This is a genomic window from Halobacillus sp. A1-3 (genome assembly GCF_050971765.1).
Taxonomy (GTDB): Bacteria; Bacillota; Bacilli; order Bacillales; family Halobacillaceae; genus Halobacillus; species Halobacillus mangrovi_B.
The window spans coordinates 93,659-112,648 of record NZ_JBPCEO010000011.1 but is presented as its reverse complement, the minus strand read 5'-3'; the positions used below and the strand labels follow the sequence as shown (position 1 = coordinate 112,648).

Here is an 18,990-nt window from a genome sequence, read left to right as displayed (position 1 = left end):
AAAAGATAGTTTTTTTGGATATAAGCATGGTCTTTCGTCGATTTTTGTTCGAGGGAGTCTTTAGGTGGTACTAACATCTCAACATCAAACTGATTTTGTGCAATATATCAATCGAAAAACGCAATGAATCGAGCACATTTCCTAAGGAACCAATTAAAACAATACGAAAATCGCTCAATTGCCACCTGTTATCAATCAAATCTCATTAAAAAAAGGTGAACCTGTAACAGGTCCACCTTTTAGGAATTTTATAAGAAGAAAACCACAAACAATTGAAGATAAATCTGTACCATGATATAAAACGCAATTGCGTACTTATAGTTAAATAACAATCCGTTCTTAATGATACTGAGCCGGTTCACTGAACTTAAAATGATCGAAGGTAAGATCAGAGGAGACAACATGATCGAAATCACGCTCCCTGATGTAATTCCAAGAACGACGATCTCAGGTGGATAAGGCAGTTCCACGCCTTGTAAAATCCCTGAGACGAGTACGATCACCGTCAATGGACCAAGCCCGATAAATCCTAATATAATTACAACGAATGGAAGGACCCATAAGAAGTTTAAGAACGGTACAGCGTCAGTCACATAGAAGAGACCATCAATAATATATTCACCATAGCCCGATAGATTTACTGCATTGATTAAAAATCCAGCGGCCAATAGAATCGAGAACTGCTGGGCTTTGTTTGGAATACTTTTTTCTAAATAGATTTTTCCTTTCTCTGGTATCGCACTACTTCTCTTACGAACGATAAAATAAAGGATGACCCACGCTACGATCACGATGGGGATAATGAGCAATAACTGCACGTCGCCCCAAATCGCGTTGAGAATAAAGATCGAACCGAATAACGTCACAAATAAAATGCCGAATTCGAGCGCTTCACGATTTCCTTTCGTATCCTGTTTCTTTTGTTCTGCGATCTTAGCAAGCTGCTCTTGGATGCCTGCCGTTAAATCTACTCCGTAATGCCTTTCTTGATAACGTGAGAAAAGAACGGATATTAGGATACCGGCGAAAGAGATGAAAAATCCTTGTAAGATTGATAAACCTAACGATGCGTCAAGTGCCTGAACAGCGAAAATAAAGCTTGGAATGCTGACGACCCACATCGTTGTTAAGGAGAACGCGCGAAGTAACGCTGTTCCTTTATAGTTTTCCCATACTTCTCCTTTTTGGTCACTTAAAAAGTCGTTAATCATTCCATAGACCATCGGAATCGAACCGAATAAAAGGAAGTATGAAATAATTTGTGTGATCACCATCATCCCAAAATAAAACTTGCGGCTTGTATTCAGAAGGTTTTGCGCAAAGTTGATGACCGATTCAATATATGGTTTCTCTTCTAATACCCAGCTAATTGTAGGGACGATAAGTAAGAGTGCGATCAGGCCACTCATCACCGTAAATCCAGATACGGTTCCTTCTATGAGGGAAGTCCCTGCAGAAAGGTGAACAATTAAGGCGATTACAAGAAGCAAAAGTGAAATCGCAGCTTGTTTTATAGGTAAGAAAAAATACCCTATTAAAAAGGCGGCAAGACCAAGTAAGGAAAGAGTTGCTGAAAGCACTTCTCCGCCTGTAAAAGAAACAATAAAATGCATAATGACATATAAACTTATAAAAAAGGTATAGCCTCTTTTTGCGAGTTGTACCATTATGGATGCTCCAATCCTGGTTCAAAGTTTTGACCTCAAACATAGTAACATACGGAACATAAATTAGCTCAAATCCTGCTCTCTAAAGCTTTTTTTATAATTTAGATCTATAGTCTTGCTAGCCCCTATAAAAAGAAAAAGTTGTGTGCAGCCATAAAATGTGAGCCCCATTCATACACTTGGTTCTTTCAAAAAAGGTTTTACGTACCAACAAAAAAGAAATAGAGTACTAGTGGGTCAATTAACTACAAGTGGATGAGGAGGAATTACAAATGCGCTACCTTGTAGTTTCAGATATACATGGAGATATTCAAAAGTTTGAAGATGTTTTGAAAGAAGCGTCGTACAATCCAAAAGAAGATCAGTTAATCCTGCTTGGAGATTATATAGACAGGGGACCTCAATCAAGAGCCGTTGTAGCAAAGGTCATCGAACTCGTGGAACAGGATGGAGCCATTGCGATTAAAGGCAACCATGATGATATGTTTATTCGTTCCAAGTTTGACCAAAGAGCTTTAGAACTTTGGGAAATTAATGGTGCCTCGACTACTCTAAAGTCCTATGAAGGAGAATCGGAGGAGATGGAGAATCACCGTGAATGGATGGAACAGAATCTTCGGCTCTATTATGAAACGGATGACTATATTTTTGTCCATGCAGGACTCCATCCCCATACCCCTCTCGAAGCCCAGGAGGAAGACACGATGCTATGGACTCGGCATAATGAAAGAATAGGATTAGGAAAAACAGTGATCCATGGTCATACACCGGTCCGTGATATTGCCTATTACAAAGACCAGGTGGATATTGATACAGGAGCCGTATTCGGCGGAAAGCTGACGCTACTAGAGCTGCCTTCCCATGAAGTCTACACGGTCTCTTAATTACAGAGTTCTTTCTAAAAGATGGCGAGCATTAGCTCGTCATCTTTTTTTATAGGCAAATTACACGTTAATATTAATGGGATATGTCTCTATCATGGAAGTTTTCATAATTAGATAACTATCATAGAGAGGTGGTATCCATCCGCTAAAAGAAACATGTTACGATACCCTTAGGAAAACAGAGGAGGAACGTACGATGACGAGAAAGCTGTATTATGAAGACCCTTATCGAACGGAATTCTATTCTAAGGTTATCAAAATAGATCAAGATGAACGTGGTTCTTACGTTGTTTTGGAAGAGACCGCTTTTTATCCAACGGGCGGTGGGCAGCCTCATGACACCGGAACTTTAAATGAAATTGAAGTGTTCGATGTCGAAGAAGCCGAAGACGAAGTGCGCCATTATATAAAGAAAGAATTTCAAGAAGGTGCTGTTGAAGTGCACGGTGTGATTGATCAAGAGCGACGCATCGATCATATGCAGCAGCATTGTGGACAACACATCATTTCAGCGGTATTCGATGACCTGTTCGATCTTCCTACGACGAGCTTTCATTTAGGGAAAGACACAGTAACGATTGATTTGGATACAGACCAACTCTCCGAAGAAGTGTTACAACAAGCTGAGGAGCGGGTTAATCAAGTCGTCCAAGCCAATTATCCTGTTGAAACGAAGTGGCTGTCGGTGGATGAAGCGAATGAGTATACGCTCCGTAAACCACTTGCCGTTGAAGGTAATGTTCGTCTTGTCATCATTCCAGAGATTGATTACAACGGATGCGGAGGCACACACCCTGAGTCCACTGGTGAAGTCATGGCTGTAAAGTTTCTAGGTTGGACGAAAAGTAAAAAACAGGTACGTCTGGAGTTTGCGTGCGGTTATCGGGTGCTAAATAAGCTCGGAGAGAAACACCAGATTCTGACCGAAATGAAACAGATTGTCCCGAGGCCGGAAGAGCAGCTTGTAGAAGAAGTGGATCATTTGATTAAAGCAAGCAAGGAGAAAGATAAGAAGATTTCTGAGCTTGAAGAAGAATTACTGCAGTATGAAGCGCGTGAGATCATTTCTAACACAGAAGTGGACAAAGTGATTCAGCGCGTCTTTAAGGGTCGGCCAATCAAGATCCTTCAGTCACTGGGCAAAACTATCATCGAACATGCGCCCAATGCTTATCTCATCCTAGTCAGCGAACAGGAGGATCAACTGCAGTTTGTGCTTGCCCGCGGAGCGGATGTGGACCGAAATATGAATGAGGTTGCTAAACAAACGATGCCACTGATCGAAGGAAAAGGAGGAGGCAAACCTAACTTTGTTCAGGGGGGTGGCAAAAAGTTAATCGATGGAGCTGCTTTTGTAGATAAAGTAATAGAGCAGTTATAGTTATAGATATCGTGAAGAGCCTGCCTTGGATAGAGGTAGGCTCATTATATACTAAAACTGAAAAACTCTATTTGTGAACAATTCTGGTATTTTTATGAAAATTAAAGAATAAATTGTAATAAGGTGGTATGATTCTATCATAACCTATAAAACTAGGGTGTTGTTTTTGAAAGCGTTTTATAAAATTTAGAAGAGGTTGATGAAAAAGTGACCATGCAAGTGAAAGAAGCTTCAATTTTCGACCACACGGGAAGTAAGATTATTACCGAAGACCGTGAGATCGCGATTATCGCTAAAATGGAAGATCCTAAGATTGCTATATTAGGTAACGTCGTAAGTGAGGCAGAATGTGAGGAGTTGATTCGTCTTTCCAAAGATCGGTTGAACCGGTCAAAAATCGGATCACGGCATGAAGTGAACGACATCCGTACGAGCAGCAGTACGTTCCTGCCTGAGGATGACATTACGACGAGGATTGAAAAGCGACTTGCGCAAATTATGAATGTACCCGTTGAGCATGGAGAAGGACTTCACATCCTGAATTATAAACAAGGTCAAGAATATAAGGCCCATTACGATTACTTTAAATCAAAAGTCAATGCGATAAACAACCCAAGGATCAGTACGCTGGTGCTTTACTTAAATGATGTAGAAGAGGGAGGGGAAACCTATTTTCCTCATATGAACTTATCAGTTTCTCCTCATAAAGGGATGGGCGTGTACTTTGAATATTTTTATTCCGATCCTATGGTCAATGAACGAACCCTTCATGGAGGTTCCCCTGTTATTGCTGGAGAAAAGTGGGCAGCGACAATGTGGGTGCGGAGGAAACAGTACAGATAAGGTTGAATATGAAAAGCTCCTCGGTTAGAAATAGAGAAATAAATTATATCATGAAACACCTTCATTGTTATCCTGCGGATGACAGGTGGAGGTGTTTTTCTAATGGGTAGAGAAGAATCCTAATCTAGTTCTCCCTATACCTCTTGCTTTCCTTTCTATCTCATAGTAATCTTGGGGTCTATTGAAGGGAGTGGAGAGACCATGACAAGAGTGGTCATCTTAGCCGAAAAACCCTCTCAGGCAAAAGCATATGCAGAGGCTTTTACGATTCAGGAAAAAACGAAAACATATATTCAATTAAAGCCAGATGAAACCTTCCCTGATGGTGCGACCCTTACATGGGGCGTTGGCCATCTAGTTGAATTAAAAGAACCACATGACTATAAACCGGAGTGGAAGCGCTGGAAGCTTGATCAATTGCCTATTGTTCCGGATCGTTTCCACGAGAAAGTTTCTAAAGGGAAGTGGGAGCAGTTTCAGGCGGTAAAGAAGCTGTTCCAGCAAGCTGACGTTATCGTGAATGCGGCCGATGTCGATCGTGAAGGCTCAAATATCTTTTACAGCATCCTCCGTTTAACTGGTGTAAAAGGAAAACCTATTCAACGGTTATGGATCAATTCTCTCGAGAAAGATGAAGTGCGTAAAGGATTTAAGAGCTTACAGAATAACGATAAGGATCTCCGCATGTTCGATGAAGCGAAAGCACGTCAAATCAGTGATTGGATGGTAGGAATTAATGCGAGCCGTTTGTTTACGCTGCATTTGCAGAAAAAAGGGTTCAACAATCACTTGTCAATTGGACGGGTGCAGTCACCTACTGTGTATTTAATCTACCAGCGTCACAAAGAAATTAAAAACTTCGTCTCAGAGCCCTTTTATCAGATTGAAGGACAGTTCCAAGCGGAAAAGGGTGCCTATAAGGGACTTGCGAAGATTAAAGAGAAAGACAAAGCGAAAGTACAAGCGTTAATGGATAAACATGGACTGAAGCAAAACGAACCCTTAACGGGGCTTGTTCAAAAGATAGATAAAAAGAAGAAGTACATGAAGTCACCGAAGCTTCATTCGTTGTCTACCCTGCAGAGTGTAGCGAACCGACGTTGGAAGTACACGCCTTCTCAAGTCTTAAAGACAATGCAAAAACTCTATGAAAAGCGGCTGGTTTCTTATCCCAGAACAGACTGTAATTTTATAACAGAAAATGAGTTTGCCTACTTAGTGAAGAACCTAAACAAGTACCAGGAAGCGATGAACGTTTCTTTTTCACCTGTATCCTTAAAACCAAAAAAGCGATATGTGGATAGTAGTAAAGTCCAGGAACACTATGCGATCATACCGACAAAATCAGTTCCAAGTGAGAAGAAATTAAATGGGCTGGGCCGGGATGAACAAAATATTTATAGAGAAGTGCTCGCTACGGCGCTTGCCATGTTTCATCGGGACTACGAGTATGAAGAAACGACGATTTATACCCATGTCAAGGATTTACCGTTTAAGTCTACGGGGAAACGAGAGGTAGATCGAGGCTGGAAAGAGTTGTTTCCAAAGTCTTCTAAAGCTAAGCAGGACAAAGAAGCCTTACTGCCAGAAGTCCAAAATGAGGAAGAGGTTGGTGCAAAGCTTCATATTAAAGAAAGCATGACACAGCCGCCGAAGCCGTACACGGAAGGTCAGCTCATCAACATGATGAAAACGTGTGGGAAACTGGTGGATGATGAGGAAGATGTGGAGATCCTGAAAGAAGTTGAAGGACTTGGAACGGAAGCCACCCGTTCAAGTATTATTGAAACCATTAAAGCTCAAAATTATATAGAAGTAAAGAAAAATATTGTATCGATTACAGACAAAGGCATAATGCTGTGTGAAGCTATTGAAGGTACGCTTTTATCGAGCCCATCCATGACGGCAAAATGGGAAGCATATTTAAGGAAAATAGGCAGTGGTGAAGGATCTAAGCAGATGTTTATCAAGCAGACCCGCCAGTTTATTGATAAGCTGATCCTGGAAATGCCCGAATCCATTCAAAAAGTTCAAGTTCGCAGTAAGGGAGAGAAGAAAAGCTGGAATGATCCGATTGCCAAATGTCCGGCCTGTTCGACAGGAGTGATCATGGATCGGTACAAGTTTTATGGGTGCTCGAATTATAAAGAAGGATGTAAGGTAACTTTTCCGAAGCGGTTAGCTGGAAAAACATTGACAAAGAATATGATTAAAACGTTATGCGAGAAGAAGCGTACGAAGGTATTAAAAGGGTTTAAAGGAAAGAAAACGTTTAGTACAGCGTTAATGCTCGATCAAGATTATAAGATTAAATTTGATTTTAATACTACAGAAAAACAGCAGCATACTACTAAAGGTTCTAATTGAATCCATTTGATGCTATTATTGGAGGTTTTTACATGGATAATAATGATATATTAATTCGATTAAGATACGCATTAGATATTAAAGATCAAGATATGATCGAAATTTTCAAACTTGGCGGCGTTGATCTAACAAGGGAAGAACTGTCAAAGCTACTTACCAGATCCGATGACTTTGACGAAGAAGAAAGTGAAGAAGAACATTTGAAATGCACAAATAGCACATTAGAGTCCTTTCTAAATGGCTTCATTACGTTTAAACGAGGCCCACAACCACCGAAACCCGGCCAGCCGAATAAACCAGACCGTTCGATTAAGAACCAATCCAGCGTGAATAACGTCATGCTGAAAAAAGTGAAAATTGCCTTGAAGTTAACGAGTGAGGATATTATCGATATTCTAGATGAAGCTGGCGTTAAGATAACTAAAGGGGAAGTAAGCGCGTTATTGAGAAAAGAAGGGCACAAAAATTACAAACAATTCGGGGATCAATACACTAGAAATTTCTTAAAAGGGTTAACGATAAAATATAGGGGATAAGACAGTAGGTAGAGAAAATAGCTTCATCTAAAAAAACAGATCTCATGACATAAGAATGGGCGATCTTCTTTATGTCTTGGGATCTGTTTTTTCTACTCCAACTGTTCGGATCTATTTTCTTTACCATCTATACGCCCCTGGACACGTACCAGCCTCTGGTTCGTAGTAACAATGTTGTTTAAATTGTCCTGTGAATGGCTGACCGTACCATGTAGATGGACATTGACCATACGGGTTAAAATACCAAAGTGCATACTTGGACGGATGTTGTCGCCAATAGTTTAAATTTTGTTTGGCTAATCTTTTTTCAAAACTTCTTGCTCGGTTATAAAAAACGTTCCCTTTTTGGACTGCTTCAAAAGAAAAGTTGCCTCCTTGCACTTGAAAAATAACATCCCGTATTGATTTTAAACCTTTAAAATCTAAACAATCTGCTTTTCGCCGATTTACAATTACGTTACCAACCATGAGCATCCCTAATCTTCCTTCTCCTTCTGCTTCAGCCCTCATCATTCTTGCCATTAAAGCTACATCTTTGTCCGTATATTGTACTCTTGGCATGGATCATCACCTCTAAAGAAATTGTATGAAAAAAGGCTCTAAAAATGCTTCCATAATATCCTGCACCTCATAAGTTTCTTAAGGAAGAGCTCTATAGGAGGCATTTAATACTTCTACAAGTAATGACTTTATACAGGTTGGATAAACTAACAAAATCTTACCTTCTAACTACGAGGACGGAGGATTTAAATGATTTTTGGCAGTCATGTTTCGATTAAGAACGGCTATTTAGGGGCGGCAAAACAAGCAGCATCTTTTAACGCTGCTGCGTTTCAATACTTTCCGAAGAATCCAAGAAGTTTATCGGTCAAATCGTTTGATAAAGAGGACGCGAAAATGTGCAAAGAATTCTGTACGGAAAAGGAGATCGTATCTGTAGCCCATACGCCATACCCTACCACGTTAACTCCTGCTGATAATAAGAAAAAAGAACAGGTGATTGTCTCTCTATTGAGTGATTTAGAAATAGCTGAAGCCTGTGGGTCCCTGGGAGTAGTTGTCCATTTTGGAAAAAACATATTCAGGGATGATCCACTTGCCAGTTATCGATTAATGTTAGAGGTACTGAACCATGTGCTCTGTCAGTGGGAGGGGGAATGTAAGATCCTGCTGGAAAATATGGCGGGAAAGCCGGGAACGATGGGGACAGCTTTGGAAGAACTCGTCCAACTCCGGAAATTATGTGACTACCCAGAAAAGATCGGTTACTGCTTTGATACGTGCCATGCATTTGCAAGCGGACTATGGAACGGTGATAATTGGAAGCAATTATTAGAAAAAGGGGTAGAACTAGATTACTTTGAACACTTAGTCGTTTTCCATCTCAACAATTCTAAATACGACACAGGTAGTGGAAAAGATCGCCACGCGAATATTTTTGATGCTGGGTATATTAAGGAAGAACAATTCTCTCAGGTAATGGAATCACGCCTTATAGAAAATATTCCATTTATTTTAGAAACTCCAAAAGAAGTAGTGTCCCATAAAAAAGAGATTCAACAGTTACAACAGAGGTGGGGGGCGGTTTAATTTAAGTACTCGCTCTGCTTGATCCACTATTTTGCAGGTTCAATCGTTCGTAAAAGACTTCCTACGTCCTCATTGAAAGCAGATAGATTTATTTTTTTAACAAATTATTTTAATGCGCAATTTTTTCAAGGACATCTAAAAACATACTGTTATTTAACATTCTCACTTACAAGAATTAAGTAAATGCTTAGCTTCGTTTGCAAAGTTTCTATCGATTTCTACCTTTGTCCTCCAATTCACGCTCTTGTTGCAGAAACTAATAAAGTATAGAATAGCTATCAACGATGTGGTAAAGGAAAGAGAGTGAATGCAATGAATAGAATTGGTGTCTTAACAAGCGGAGAAGATGCTCCAGGAATGAATGCAGCTATACGTGCTGTTGTAAGATCAGGTTTATATTATGACATAGAGATGGTTGGGGTTAAGTATGGATTCCAGGGATTATTAAACGAATCTATTGAGAGATTGGATGCGGTGTCTGTAGGTTCTATCCTGCAGCGAGGAGGAACTGTACTACAATCTTACATAACTGGAGAAATTTCTACGGAGGATGGCCAAAATAAGGCCATTGAAAATCTGAAAAAGTTAGAAATAGACGCTCTCGTTGTCGTTGGGGGTAAAGAGGCGTTAAGTGTAACCCAATCTCTAGCCAGTAGAGGCTTTCCGTGTATCGGCATTCCTGCAACAATTGACAATGATATCCCGGGGGTAGAGGAAACGATAGGTTTTGATACAGCTTTAAATACGGTTATTGATTACATTGACCGCATTCGTGATACAGCTTCATCGCATGAAAAAACATCGATTATTGAAGTTGCCGGGAAGGATACAGGGAACTTAGCTCTATACTCTGGTATAGCTGGTGGGGCTGAAAGTATAGTCATTCCCGAAAAGAAAGAGGATGTAGAGAGTATTTTAGATCAGGTAAAGAGTGGGAATGGGGCCGAGAGAAGATACAGCATTATTATCGTAGCAGAAGGAAGTGTGGCTGGAATCGATCTCAATGCCAAATTGAAAGAAGAGGCAGGGATCGAATCGCGTGTCACTGTGCTTGGCCATACACAGCGTGGAGGATCTCCTACCGCAAGAGATAGAGTTTTAGCCAGTCGGTTAGGCGCCTATGCGGTAGATTTACTAATCAATGATGAAGTAGGGAAATTGGTAGGGATGAAGAATAACCAGCCAGTGTACTATGATTTAGATGAGGTTTTTTCACAAGAGTTTCGAATAGATGAAGCCATGTATCAGTTGTCTGGAAGATTGTCTCTATAAAGGTGAAAAGTAAAGTTTTCTTATGTAACAAGGAGTTAGAGCTGAATGAAAAAGTTCAGCTCTAACTCCTTTGCATTTTGCCGTTATGATGTAACTGAAATCCGCTCATGAGTAGCTTGGTAGGCATGGGCGGCTTGCAATACAGTCTCATCTTCTCCTATTCGGCCGACAAGCATCATTCCGACAGGCAGCCCTTTCGATTTTCCACATGGGACGTTCATGGCCGGGTGTCCTGTTAAATTAAATGGCGCGGTGTTCGGGATCATCTCAAGGGCACGCATAATAACTTCGTCCTTTTGCGCATTCGGTGAAGGAATTTCTGTCGGTTTCATTGGAGTAGTTGGCAGCACAAGGATATCATACGTTTCCAGTGCGTCATCATAGGCGGCTTTTAATTTTCTAACAAGGTTTTGGGCGATCGCGTAATACTTCCCGTTATAGTGGTTTTGCATATACTCTCCGAGTAAAACCGTCATTTTTACTGTTTCTGAGAATTCATCGGCTTTTGTCTTCTTCGCTTTTCCATAAGCATCTAAAAGCCTTGTGCTATAATGCCCCTTCCAATTGGTGCCCATTCCGTTTTCTTTGACCATGCTGGACGTTAATCCTTCTGTGCCCACGACATTCCAAATATGAATTCCGTCACGATGCATAGGGATAGAGACTTCTTCTACAGTTGCCCCTGCATCTGCTAAGGATTGAGCGGCTTGGTTAACGAACAGATCTACATCTTCTTCAGAAAGTCCTTTCCAATTAAAACCTTCGCTTATGATTCCGATCTTAAGACCCTGGGCATTCCCTGTCAGGGCTTCAGAGTATGGTTTTGCTTCCAGACCTGATTGCCTTGGATCAAGGTTGTCCGGTCCTGCAATGACTTCAAGCATTAGGGCGACGTCTTCAACACTTCTTGCGATGGGACCAGTGTGATCAATGGTTTGTTCGATTGGGAAAATTCCCGTGTAAGGGACGAGTCCGAACGTAGGCTTTAATCCATATACCCCACACCATGAGCTCGGCATTCGAATCGAACCTCCTTGATCACCTCCAATGGCCATGTCTACTTCTCCCGCAGCAACGAGTGCAGCACTTCCACTAGAGGATCCGCCTGTTGAGCGTCTGGGATCATGCGGGTTTAATACTGGCCCAGTGGCTGAGGTGTGACTTCCACCTGAAAGACAAAAGTCCTCACAGACCGCCTTACCAACAATTTCACCACCCTCATCCAATATTCTGGTTACAATGGTCGCATCTTCGTCTGGCACAAATCCTTCCAACATGGATGACCCGTTCATCATGGGTACTCCTGAAAGACTGATATTATCTTTTAAAACTATTTTTTTGCCTGCTAATTTTCCGGAAGAACTTCCCTTGATAGATGTTTTCCAGTACCAGGCATTGTATTCATTTTCTTCGGGGGATGGTCGATACCCTGGTGTTCGAGGATATTCAACGGGGAGGGTTGGTTCAACTAATTGACTTAACCGATTGTAAGATTGAATTGGGCCGTCCATTAACTGTTGGTAAGTCTTTAAATCCTCTGTCGTCATATTCATGTTAAAACTCTCTGCAATCTCCATTAATTGTTCAATCGTCGGTTTTCTAACGGTCATTCCAATTCCTCCTTGAAAAGATAGATTTACTGTACTCTACAAAACTTTCAACAGGACAAATGGATCTTAGTAGTAAAACCTTGATGTGTCATTTATGTGAAGATCTGAGGAGTGTACTTAAAATGAAAAAGAAGCTATTGTTGAAGGGTTTATAAACACTTGAATACTTTACCAATTTAAATATAAAGGTAAATGAAGAATACCGTCAACTATAAATTTTGAAAATTCTGTAAAATTATTGTTGAACCCTGTCTTTTAGTAGAGTGAATATCTTTGAAGAAAGAGTAGGGTTCAATTCTGAAGGAGACTTTATATAAAAATCTACTTTTTGAATATGTCCATGGGAGCATGAGAAGAGCAATTACGGGTATCGTATTATGATAGATTTACAATTTTTCTATCTATTTTAAGCGCATGGAATAATTCTTACGGTTAAAAAGACCGATTAAAGCGAATAACCAACCTACTGACCCTGGTTCCTGCATGCGGTCAGTGGTTTCTTATCGGAGACGTTTCAGTAATGGCAATCGTGCGTAACCGCTAAATTATATGAAGCGATCAAGCGAATGAAAGGAGCACTTCAAATGACTTCCGTAATTGAAACCGATGTACTGATCATTGGAGCAGGACCAGCAGGGCTTATGGCAGCCAATGAGTTACAGAAAAGAGGTGTAGATTTCCTCTGTTTAGAGAAAAGAGCGGGACCTTCCGAGCTTTCGAAAGCCCTTGGAATCCAGGCAAGAGCACTTGAAATGTTTGAACTCCTGGGCGTTCATCAATCGTTTTTGAAACGAGGCTACCCTGGGCCAGGTTCCAAGCTGCATTTAGGTGGAGAAAATCCCTCGCTGGTAGAGTTGTATCATATTGAAAGTAGATATCCATACCTCCTTATCATTCCTCAGAGCGAAACGGAAGAAATATTAGAGGAGCATTTATCTACTTTAGGCGGGAAGGTTAGCCGGGAGCATGAAGTTGTGGAAGTACTGGAAGGCGACAAAGGTGTGTATGTCAATGCTATGCATCAAGGGGAACTGAAGAAGTATTTTGCCAAATACTTGTTAGCTTGCGATGGTGCACATAGTAAGGTTCGTCAGGATTTGGACGTGGCCTTTGAAGGAGAGGATGAAGGCTATACATTCTTCTTAGGTGATGTTGACGTACCTTCACTAAACGAGATTTATATTAACATGCATCTGAACGATCGGGGTGCCGTCGCCTTTTTCCCATATAAAGACGGCAGTTACCGGGTCGTGGGGCTTAATCGTGGCAAGCAGGGCCTTCCTCACAAAGATGACCTGACGTTAGATGAATTACAGGAGAGTCTGGACACGATTTTATCGGAGCCTTATCAAGTCGAAAACCCTAAATGGCTCTCCTACTTTGGCACCGCCCATAGACAGGTGCCCAATTATCGGAAAGGCAGAGTATTTTTCATTGGGGATGCAGCTCACATCCACAACCCTTTAGGTGGACAGGGGATGAACCTTGGACTGGAAGATGCGGCGAACCTTGGATGGAAGCTGGATGTGGTGCTTAAGGGGTATGCGGATGACGCCTTTTTGGACAGTTATCATCATGAACGTTCACCAATCGGCATGGATGTACTCAAAGAAACCGCCCGGATGCTTAAAGTCATTGATTTACAAGGTGCTCAAGGAAAAGTTCGGAACTGGACAGGGAAGGCGGCGTTAACCCAAGATTGGGTTCAAAAGAAAATCGCGCACCACCTATCTCATATCTATAACGAATATGAAGATACGTCCCGTAACAAGGAGTTAAAGGATTCTTCTCTATCGAAAGAAGCCCTTCAAGCGGGAGAGCGTGTCCCTGACCATCTCTTATTCTTTGATGGAACCAACGACAAAAGTGTGTATCCATTGATCCGAAGGCATGGGCTCCTTTGCTTCATCTATATCGATACCCAGGACGAGGCCCTTATTAATCACGCCTACACTCTATCAAAAATGGCGAAAGAAAACTATCCTGATCTTTTGAAGATCTTCCTTGTTGCAAAAGGAGGCACGGTTCTGACCAATGGAGATGAACTTCCCATTATTTACGATGTGCACAGACACCTGGAGAAGAAACTCGGTATGAAAAAAGGAAGTACCCTCCTCATTCGTCCAGATGGTCACGTCGCCTTTCATGAATGGGCTTCAGAACCTGAACAGACCCTGAAAAAACTAAGGAGATACTTTAGCTAATATCCGCGCCGTCACGCTTTCATTAAAGTGTGGCGGCTGTTTTATTTTTGTGGAGAAAGAGGATTTTCAGAGGATGTTCTTTTCAGATGACTTGCTATATAGGGAGGGTTACCTAAACGAACACCCGCGTTATTTCCGTATGTATCGTTGTCCATACGGATTTTTTAATGGTAAATACTATATAGTGAACCATTCACTTTTAGCAAAAGGAGGTAAAACAAAAATGAAAAAATCTCACGACAAAAGACTGATCAATCAGTCCTACTCAAACCGTGTAGCAAGGGCAGAATTTGATGATAATTGGAAAACAACTCTTTCTCCAACTGGCTATGTAATATATGTTGCCTTAGCTGACCGTGCGGAAGTGGAACTTTTACTCAATGATGGCTCAAGAAGGCTAGTGATTTTTCCAAAACATGGCGAGGTATTAGTGGGCAGCGGAGGGACTAGTCACTTCAGCAAACCTCATAAAACTATAACTCTTTAACCGCATAAGAACTACGGCTCTAACCATACAACCTCACTACAACCCCTTCTTTTATCTATCTTCTTAAATATCTCCTGAAAATGAGCCGGGGAAACAGCCCATTTTCATATCCACTTAATGGTCAAAGCCCTACTCCTTCTATGCATCCTTTCAAAGAGATTGGTATCAATTAGGGCGGCTATTGGTTAGGACAAAGTGGAAAACCGTGAACATCCTGGATCGAATAAATATCGTACTGTTTCAATGCGAATTGTGCTTGATAGAGATATTCGATCACAAGAAGTTTTCCATCAGAGACCCCACATAATATGCCTGAAGTCCCTTGACCATTTACGAATGATACTCCAACAGGCTGCCCGATAAAGTATTGAATTTTCTGTTGCCATGTCATAGCAGACACTCCTTCTCATTTATACTATAAAAATAGAGAGTTCCGGGTGCCTGTATGATTATGAAGGGTCGAAAATAAGAAGAAGATTCATCTAGGAGGTCTTAATACAGCGATAATCATTAACTGGAGTGAACAGGTGTATCATGTATCGCATAAGGTAACGCATCAATCAAATTTATGCAGGGAGCCTTTTATAATGAATGTCTATGCTAATCCAACCATGAGAAATTCAGGAGTGGTCGCTTTTGCAAGGGGAGATGTAAATGGGGACCATATCCCGGATCATGTGTATGTGACGGGCTTCAAACAATCCGATGTTTCCATTATTCAAAATATGACCCTTGTTGTTCAGGATGGAGCGACAGGAAGATATATCAGTATTCCCCTGAAAGAAAATATGGGATATGACCCGATGGTGTTCTTGGGAGATTTTACAGAAGACGGAGTAAGGGATATTTTACTTACCATTCCTTCTGGCGGAAGTGGCGGCACGACGTATAATTATATTTATTCTTTCGTTCATAACACACCGCTTCTGTTGTTCGACTCTGATGTATATAACAAGAGGTATCAATATAAAGTTACTTATAAAGATTATTACAAAGTTGAAGTTTTAAGCAAACTGAATAATACAAAATATATAATCGACCTATCTCTCCGAGTGCCTGATTATTTAAACGAAATTTACAATACCGATGGGAAACTGATCACACCTATCAACGGGTGGGTAGACCCAATAAGCGGCTTATATCCAGTAGACTTTGATGCAAATAAATTATATGAGTTATTGGTTTATCAACAAATAGCTGGAAAATACCATGCTGATTCTTTAGGCTATATTCAAAATAGATTAAAGTGGAACGGCTATATGTTTGCTTTAGACTATCAGGACTTGGCTATTTTCGGTTCTCAATAATAAACTGCATGTACATTCTAATAATAGCTGTGTTGGAGAGTAATGTTAACTCTCTTTTTTTATGACCGATTTATGACAAGCCTGAGATTTAACGTACATAGGGATCATTTCATTTTAAAAGGGGATCTTATGGTTTACTTTATTTAAAAAGGTAATTATTGGTTTAACTAAAATTGTAATGGGAATACGAAAACCAAGGCATTTTTAAACTCCATTTAAAGAAGCCTATTTTTTATAACAATTTTAGTACCGGTACCCGTAATCGTTTAAAAATGAACGCTTTATAATTGAAAAAAGTTAAATAACCTCTATATGTAATAGAAATAAACTGAAACCAGTTGGGGATAATGAAAAATGGTTATCTTAGGAGGTAAGAAAATGAAGGAAATCAAGCCTGAAGAAGTCTCTAAAAGAATGAAAAGCAAAGTGCCTGTAAGCATCATCGATGTTCGGGAAGACGAGGAAGTGGCTGAAGGAATGATTCCAGGTGCCCGTCACATTCCATTAGGTGAACTGCCGAACCATCTGGATGAAATTGATTCTTCCAAAGAACACATTATGGTTTGCCGTTCTGGGGGCAGAAGCGGTAAAGCAAGCGAGTTTTTGGAAGAGCAAGGATATGATGTGAGAAACATGGTAGGCGGTATGCTGGACTGGAAAGGTGATCTGAAGAAATAAAGGAGGGTACAGGATGAGTGTAACGGCGAATGAAACTCTGGATGCGAAAGGTCTGGCATGTCCGATGCCGATTGTCAGAACCAAAAAGGCAATTAAGAACCTTGACCCAGGTCATGTGATTGAAGTGCAGGCAACAGACAAAGGATCTACAGCTGATATCAAAGCATGGTGTGAAAGTACAGGGCATCAATACCTTGGCACGACCGAAGATAGAGATGTGTTGAAACACTATATCAGAAAAGCCAGTGAGGCAGAATCCTCAGAAGAGAAGAAGCATGAGGATATCCTAAACCTTGAAGATCTTCGTAGAAAAGTAGACGGCGAGAAGAATGTTTCGATTTTGGATGTCCGTGAACCTGCCGAGTATGCGTTCGGTCATATTCCAGGGGCAGTCAATATTCCGCTAGGCGAATTAGAAGAACGTTTTGACGAGTTAAATCAAGAGGATGAGATCCACGTCATCTGCCGTACAGGGAGCCGTAGCGACCTGGCAGCTCAGAAGTTGGCGTATAAAGGATATAAAAATGTGAAGAATGTCGTCCCAGGTATGGCTGAATGGCAAGGATCGACAGAAAAAAACCATTTATAGGAGGAATAGACAATGACAAATACGAAAGTAGCAATTATTGCAGCGAACGGAAATCTATTTGATGCGTACAAAGTTTTTAATGTGGCAACAGCAGCGGCAGCGTCTGATGCAGAGGTGGGAATTTTCTTCACATTTGAAGGATTGAACCTGATCCACAAGGAAGGACACAAAAACTTGCCACTTCCAGAAGGGAAGGAGCATTTTCAGGAAGGATTTGAAAAAGCAAATGTACCTTCCATTGAAGAACTAGTGGGAATTGCGCAAGAATTGGATATTAAGCTGATTGCCTGCCAAATGACGATGGATGTCATGAGTTTGGAAAAAGATGATTTTGTCGAAGGAATTGAAGTCGGTGGCGCGGCTTCCTATATTGATTATGCGAAAGATGCCAATATTTCCTTAACATTCTAAAGCGAAGGAGGTTAACTATGACTGTTCAAACTATGACAACAGAAGAACTCGCAAAGAAAGTGGTCAATCATGAAGAAACATTGATTCTCGATGTTCGTAATACGGACGAATTTGACGAATGGAAAATTGAAGGCGGAAAAGTAGACGTAATTAATGAACCATACTTTAATTTACTGGATGACGTTCAAGCCGTAGATAAGAATTTGCAGAAAGATAAAGAAGTCATCGTCGTCTGTGCTAAAGGCAACTCTTCACAGATGGTTGCAGAAGAACTCGATAAAGCCGGATATACAGATGTTCATTCGCTAGAAGGCGGGATGCAAGCCTGGAGTGAACATTTAGAACCCACAAAAGTGGCGGATTTGAATGGAGGAGGAAGTCTTTATCAATTTGTACGTTTAGGCAAAGGCTGTCTTTCCTATTTCATTGAATCGAATGGAGAAGCAGCGATCGTTGATACAAATCGCATGATCGACATTTATGAAAACTTTGCGAAGGAAAAAGGCGTGAAGATTAAATACTTGATTGATACTCACTTGCATGCCGATCATATTTCTGGTGGAAAAAAACTTGCAGATAAAGTCAATGGAACGTATTATCTTCCACCGAAAGATGCAGAGGAAGTTACCTTTGATTACTCGCCTCTTGAAGAAGGTAATGACATTGTTGTTGGCGAGACGACTGTAAAAGTACAGCCTATCTACTCTCCGGGCCATACGATTGGGAGCACATCCCTGATCATTGATGATCAATATCTTCTTACAGGGGACATTCTTTTTGTTGAGTCCATTGGTCGTCCCGATTTAGCTGGAAAAGCAGAAGATTGGGTAGGAGATCTCCGTGAGACGCTTTATCAGCGTTACAAAGATCTATCTGATGATTTAGTAGTTCTGCCTGCTCATTATTCGTTTGCAAAAGAACTCGGTAAAGGTGGACAAGTTTCTGCTCGCCTCGGCGATCTTTACGAGAAAAATGCTGGTCTTCAAGTGGAAGATGAAGAGAAGTTCAGAAAAATGGTTACAGATAACCTACCGCCACAGCCAAATGAGTATGAACGGATCCGTAAAACCAACATGGGCAAAGAAAACCCTGAGGATGAAAAACAGAGAGAAATGGAAACAGGGCCAAATCGCTGTGCCGTCCACGGTTAAATAAAAGGAGGAG

At 40.9% G+C, this 18,990-nt stretch carries 18 protein-coding genes; 14 read left to right on the top strand and 4 right to left on the bottom strand.

Features of this window, described 5'->3' with window-relative positions; translation table 11 throughout:
• Nucleotides 1-248: 248 nt before the first annotated feature.
• A complete protein-coding gene (locus tag ACRYKC_RS18010; RefSeq protein WP_433808881.1) occupies nt 249-1,613 on the bottom strand; it encodes a hypothetical protein in 1,365 nt (454 codons plus the stop codon).
• A gap of 326 nt (nt 1,614-1,939) precedes the next feature.
• On the opposite strand from ACRYKC_RS18010, the gene ACRYKC_RS18005 reads away from it, so the two are divergent.
• The 5 genes from ACRYKC_RS18005 to ACRYKC_RS17985 all read left to right on the top strand — a co-directional run bounded on the left by ACRYKC_RS18005 (nt 1,940) and on the right by ACRYKC_RS17985 (nt 7,678).
• Nucleotides 1,940-2,551, top strand: a complete 612-nt coding sequence (locus ACRYKC_RS18005; RefSeq protein ID WP_433808879.1) for a metallophosphoesterase family protein — start codon at nt 1,940-1,942, stop codon at nt 2,549-2,551.
• 196 nt (nt 2,552-2,747) lie between these two features.
• A complete protein-coding gene (locus tag ACRYKC_RS18000; protein ID WP_433808877.1) occupies nt 2,748-3,932 on the top strand; it encodes an alanyl-tRNA editing protein in 1,185 nt (394 codons plus the stop codon).
• 213 nt (nt 3,933-4,145) lie between these two features.
• Nucleotides 4,146-4,775, top strand: a complete 630-nt coding sequence (locus ACRYKC_RS17995; RefSeq protein ID WP_433808875.1) for a 2OG-Fe(II) oxygenase — start codon at nt 4,146-4,148, stop codon at nt 4,773-4,775.
• Nucleotides 4,776-4,976: 201 nt separating this feature from the next.
• Entirely contained in the window at nt 4,977-7,142 is a 2,166-nt protein-coding gene (locus tag ACRYKC_RS17990; protein ID WP_433808873.1) for a type IA DNA topoisomerase, read from the top strand.
• A gap of 32 nt (nt 7,143-7,174) precedes the next feature.
• The gene (locus ACRYKC_RS17985) at nt 7,175-7,678 is read left to right on the top strand and encodes a YehS family protein (RefSeq protein ID WP_433808871.1); all 504 of its coding nucleotides are present in this window, start codon (nt 7,175-7,177) and stop codon (nt 7,676-7,678) included.
• A 120-nt stretch (nt 7,679-7,798) separates the two neighbouring features.
• Here ACRYKC_RS17985 and ACRYKC_RS17980 read toward each other — a convergent pair whose 3' ends face one another.
• Nucleotides 7,799-8,239, bottom strand: coding sequence for a cell wall hydrolase (locus ACRYKC_RS17980; RefSeq protein ID WP_433808869.1), 441 nt, complete (start codon nt 8,237-8,239; stop codon nt 7,799-7,801).
• 189 nt (nt 8,240-8,428) lie between these two features.
• Here ACRYKC_RS17980 and ACRYKC_RS17975 point away from each other — a divergent pair, with 189 nt between their 5' ends.
• The gene (locus ACRYKC_RS17975) at nt 8,429-9,268 is read left to right on the top strand and encodes a deoxyribonuclease IV (RefSeq protein WP_433808867.1); all 840 of its coding nucleotides are present in this window, start codon (nt 8,429-8,431) and stop codon (nt 9,266-9,268) included.
• 312 nt (nt 9,269-9,580) lie between these two features.
• Nucleotides 9,581-10,540 (top strand): ATP-dependent 6-phosphofructokinase, encoded by a 960-nt coding sequence (locus ACRYKC_RS17970; protein ID WP_433808865.1) that lies wholly within the window; start codon nt 9,581-9,583, stop codon nt 10,538-10,540.
• 83 nt (nt 10,541-10,623) lie between these two features.
• Here ACRYKC_RS17970 and ACRYKC_RS17965 read toward each other — a convergent pair whose 3' ends face one another.
• Nucleotides 10,624-12,150 (bottom strand): amidase, encoded by a 1,527-nt coding sequence (locus ACRYKC_RS17965; RefSeq protein WP_433808863.1) that lies wholly within the window; start codon nt 12,148-12,150, stop codon nt 10,624-10,626.
• 584 nt (nt 12,151-12,734) lie between these two features.
• Between ACRYKC_RS17965 and ACRYKC_RS17960 the strand changes: the two genes are divergently transcribed.
• Complete coding sequence (locus tag ACRYKC_RS17960) at nt 12,735-14,354, top strand: FAD-dependent monooxygenase (RefSeq protein WP_433808861.1); 1,620 nt, start codon at nt 12,735-12,737, stop codon at nt 14,352-14,354.
• A 223-nt stretch (nt 14,355-14,577) separates the two neighbouring features.
• Nucleotides 14,578-14,841, top strand: a complete 264-nt coding sequence (locus tag ACRYKC_RS17955; protein WP_433808859.1) for a hypothetical protein — start codon at nt 14,578-14,580, stop codon at nt 14,839-14,841.
• A gap of 178 nt (nt 14,842-15,019) precedes the next feature.
• Here ACRYKC_RS17955 and ACRYKC_RS17950 read toward each other — a convergent pair whose 3' ends face one another.
• Nucleotides 15,020-15,232, bottom strand: coding sequence for a hypothetical protein (locus ACRYKC_RS17950; protein WP_433808857.1), 213 nt, complete (start codon nt 15,230-15,232; stop codon nt 15,020-15,022).
• A 196-nt stretch (nt 15,233-15,428) separates the two neighbouring features.
• Here ACRYKC_RS17950 and ACRYKC_RS17945 point away from each other — a divergent pair, with 196 nt between their 5' ends.
• The 5 genes from ACRYKC_RS17945 to ACRYKC_RS17925 all read left to right on the top strand — a co-directional run bounded on the left by ACRYKC_RS17945 (nt 15,429) and on the right by ACRYKC_RS17925 (nt 18,977).
• Nucleotides 15,429-16,148, top strand: coding sequence for a VCBS repeat-containing protein (locus tag ACRYKC_RS17945; protein ID WP_433808855.1), 720 nt, complete (start codon nt 15,429-15,431; stop codon nt 16,146-16,148).
• 378 nt (nt 16,149-16,526) lie between these two features.
• Nucleotides 16,527-16,826: a rhodanese-like domain-containing protein gene (locus ACRYKC_RS17940; protein WP_433808853.1), complete on the top strand. Its 300-nt coding sequence runs from the start codon at nt 16,527-16,529 to the stop codon at nt 16,824-16,826.
• Nucleotides 16,827-16,839: 13 nt separating this feature from the next.
• Entirely contained in the window at nt 16,840-17,415 is a 576-nt protein-coding gene (locus ACRYKC_RS17935) for a sulfurtransferase TusA family protein (protein WP_433808851.1), read from the top strand.
• A gap of 12 nt (nt 17,416-17,427) precedes the next feature.
• A complete protein-coding gene (locus ACRYKC_RS17930; RefSeq protein WP_433808849.1) occupies nt 17,428-17,826 on the top strand; it encodes a DsrE/DsrF/DrsH-like family protein in 399 nt (132 codons plus the stop codon).
• Nucleotides 17,827-17,843: 17 nt separating this feature from the next.
• Nucleotides 17,844-18,977 carry an MBL fold metallo-hydrolase gene (locus ACRYKC_RS17925; RefSeq protein WP_433808847.1) on the top strand — a complete coding sequence of 378 codons (1,134 nt, stop codon included), beginning with the start codon at nt 17,844-17,846 and terminating at the stop codon, nt 18,975-18,977.
• The last annotated feature ends 13 nt before the right edge of the window (nt 18,978-18,990 follow it).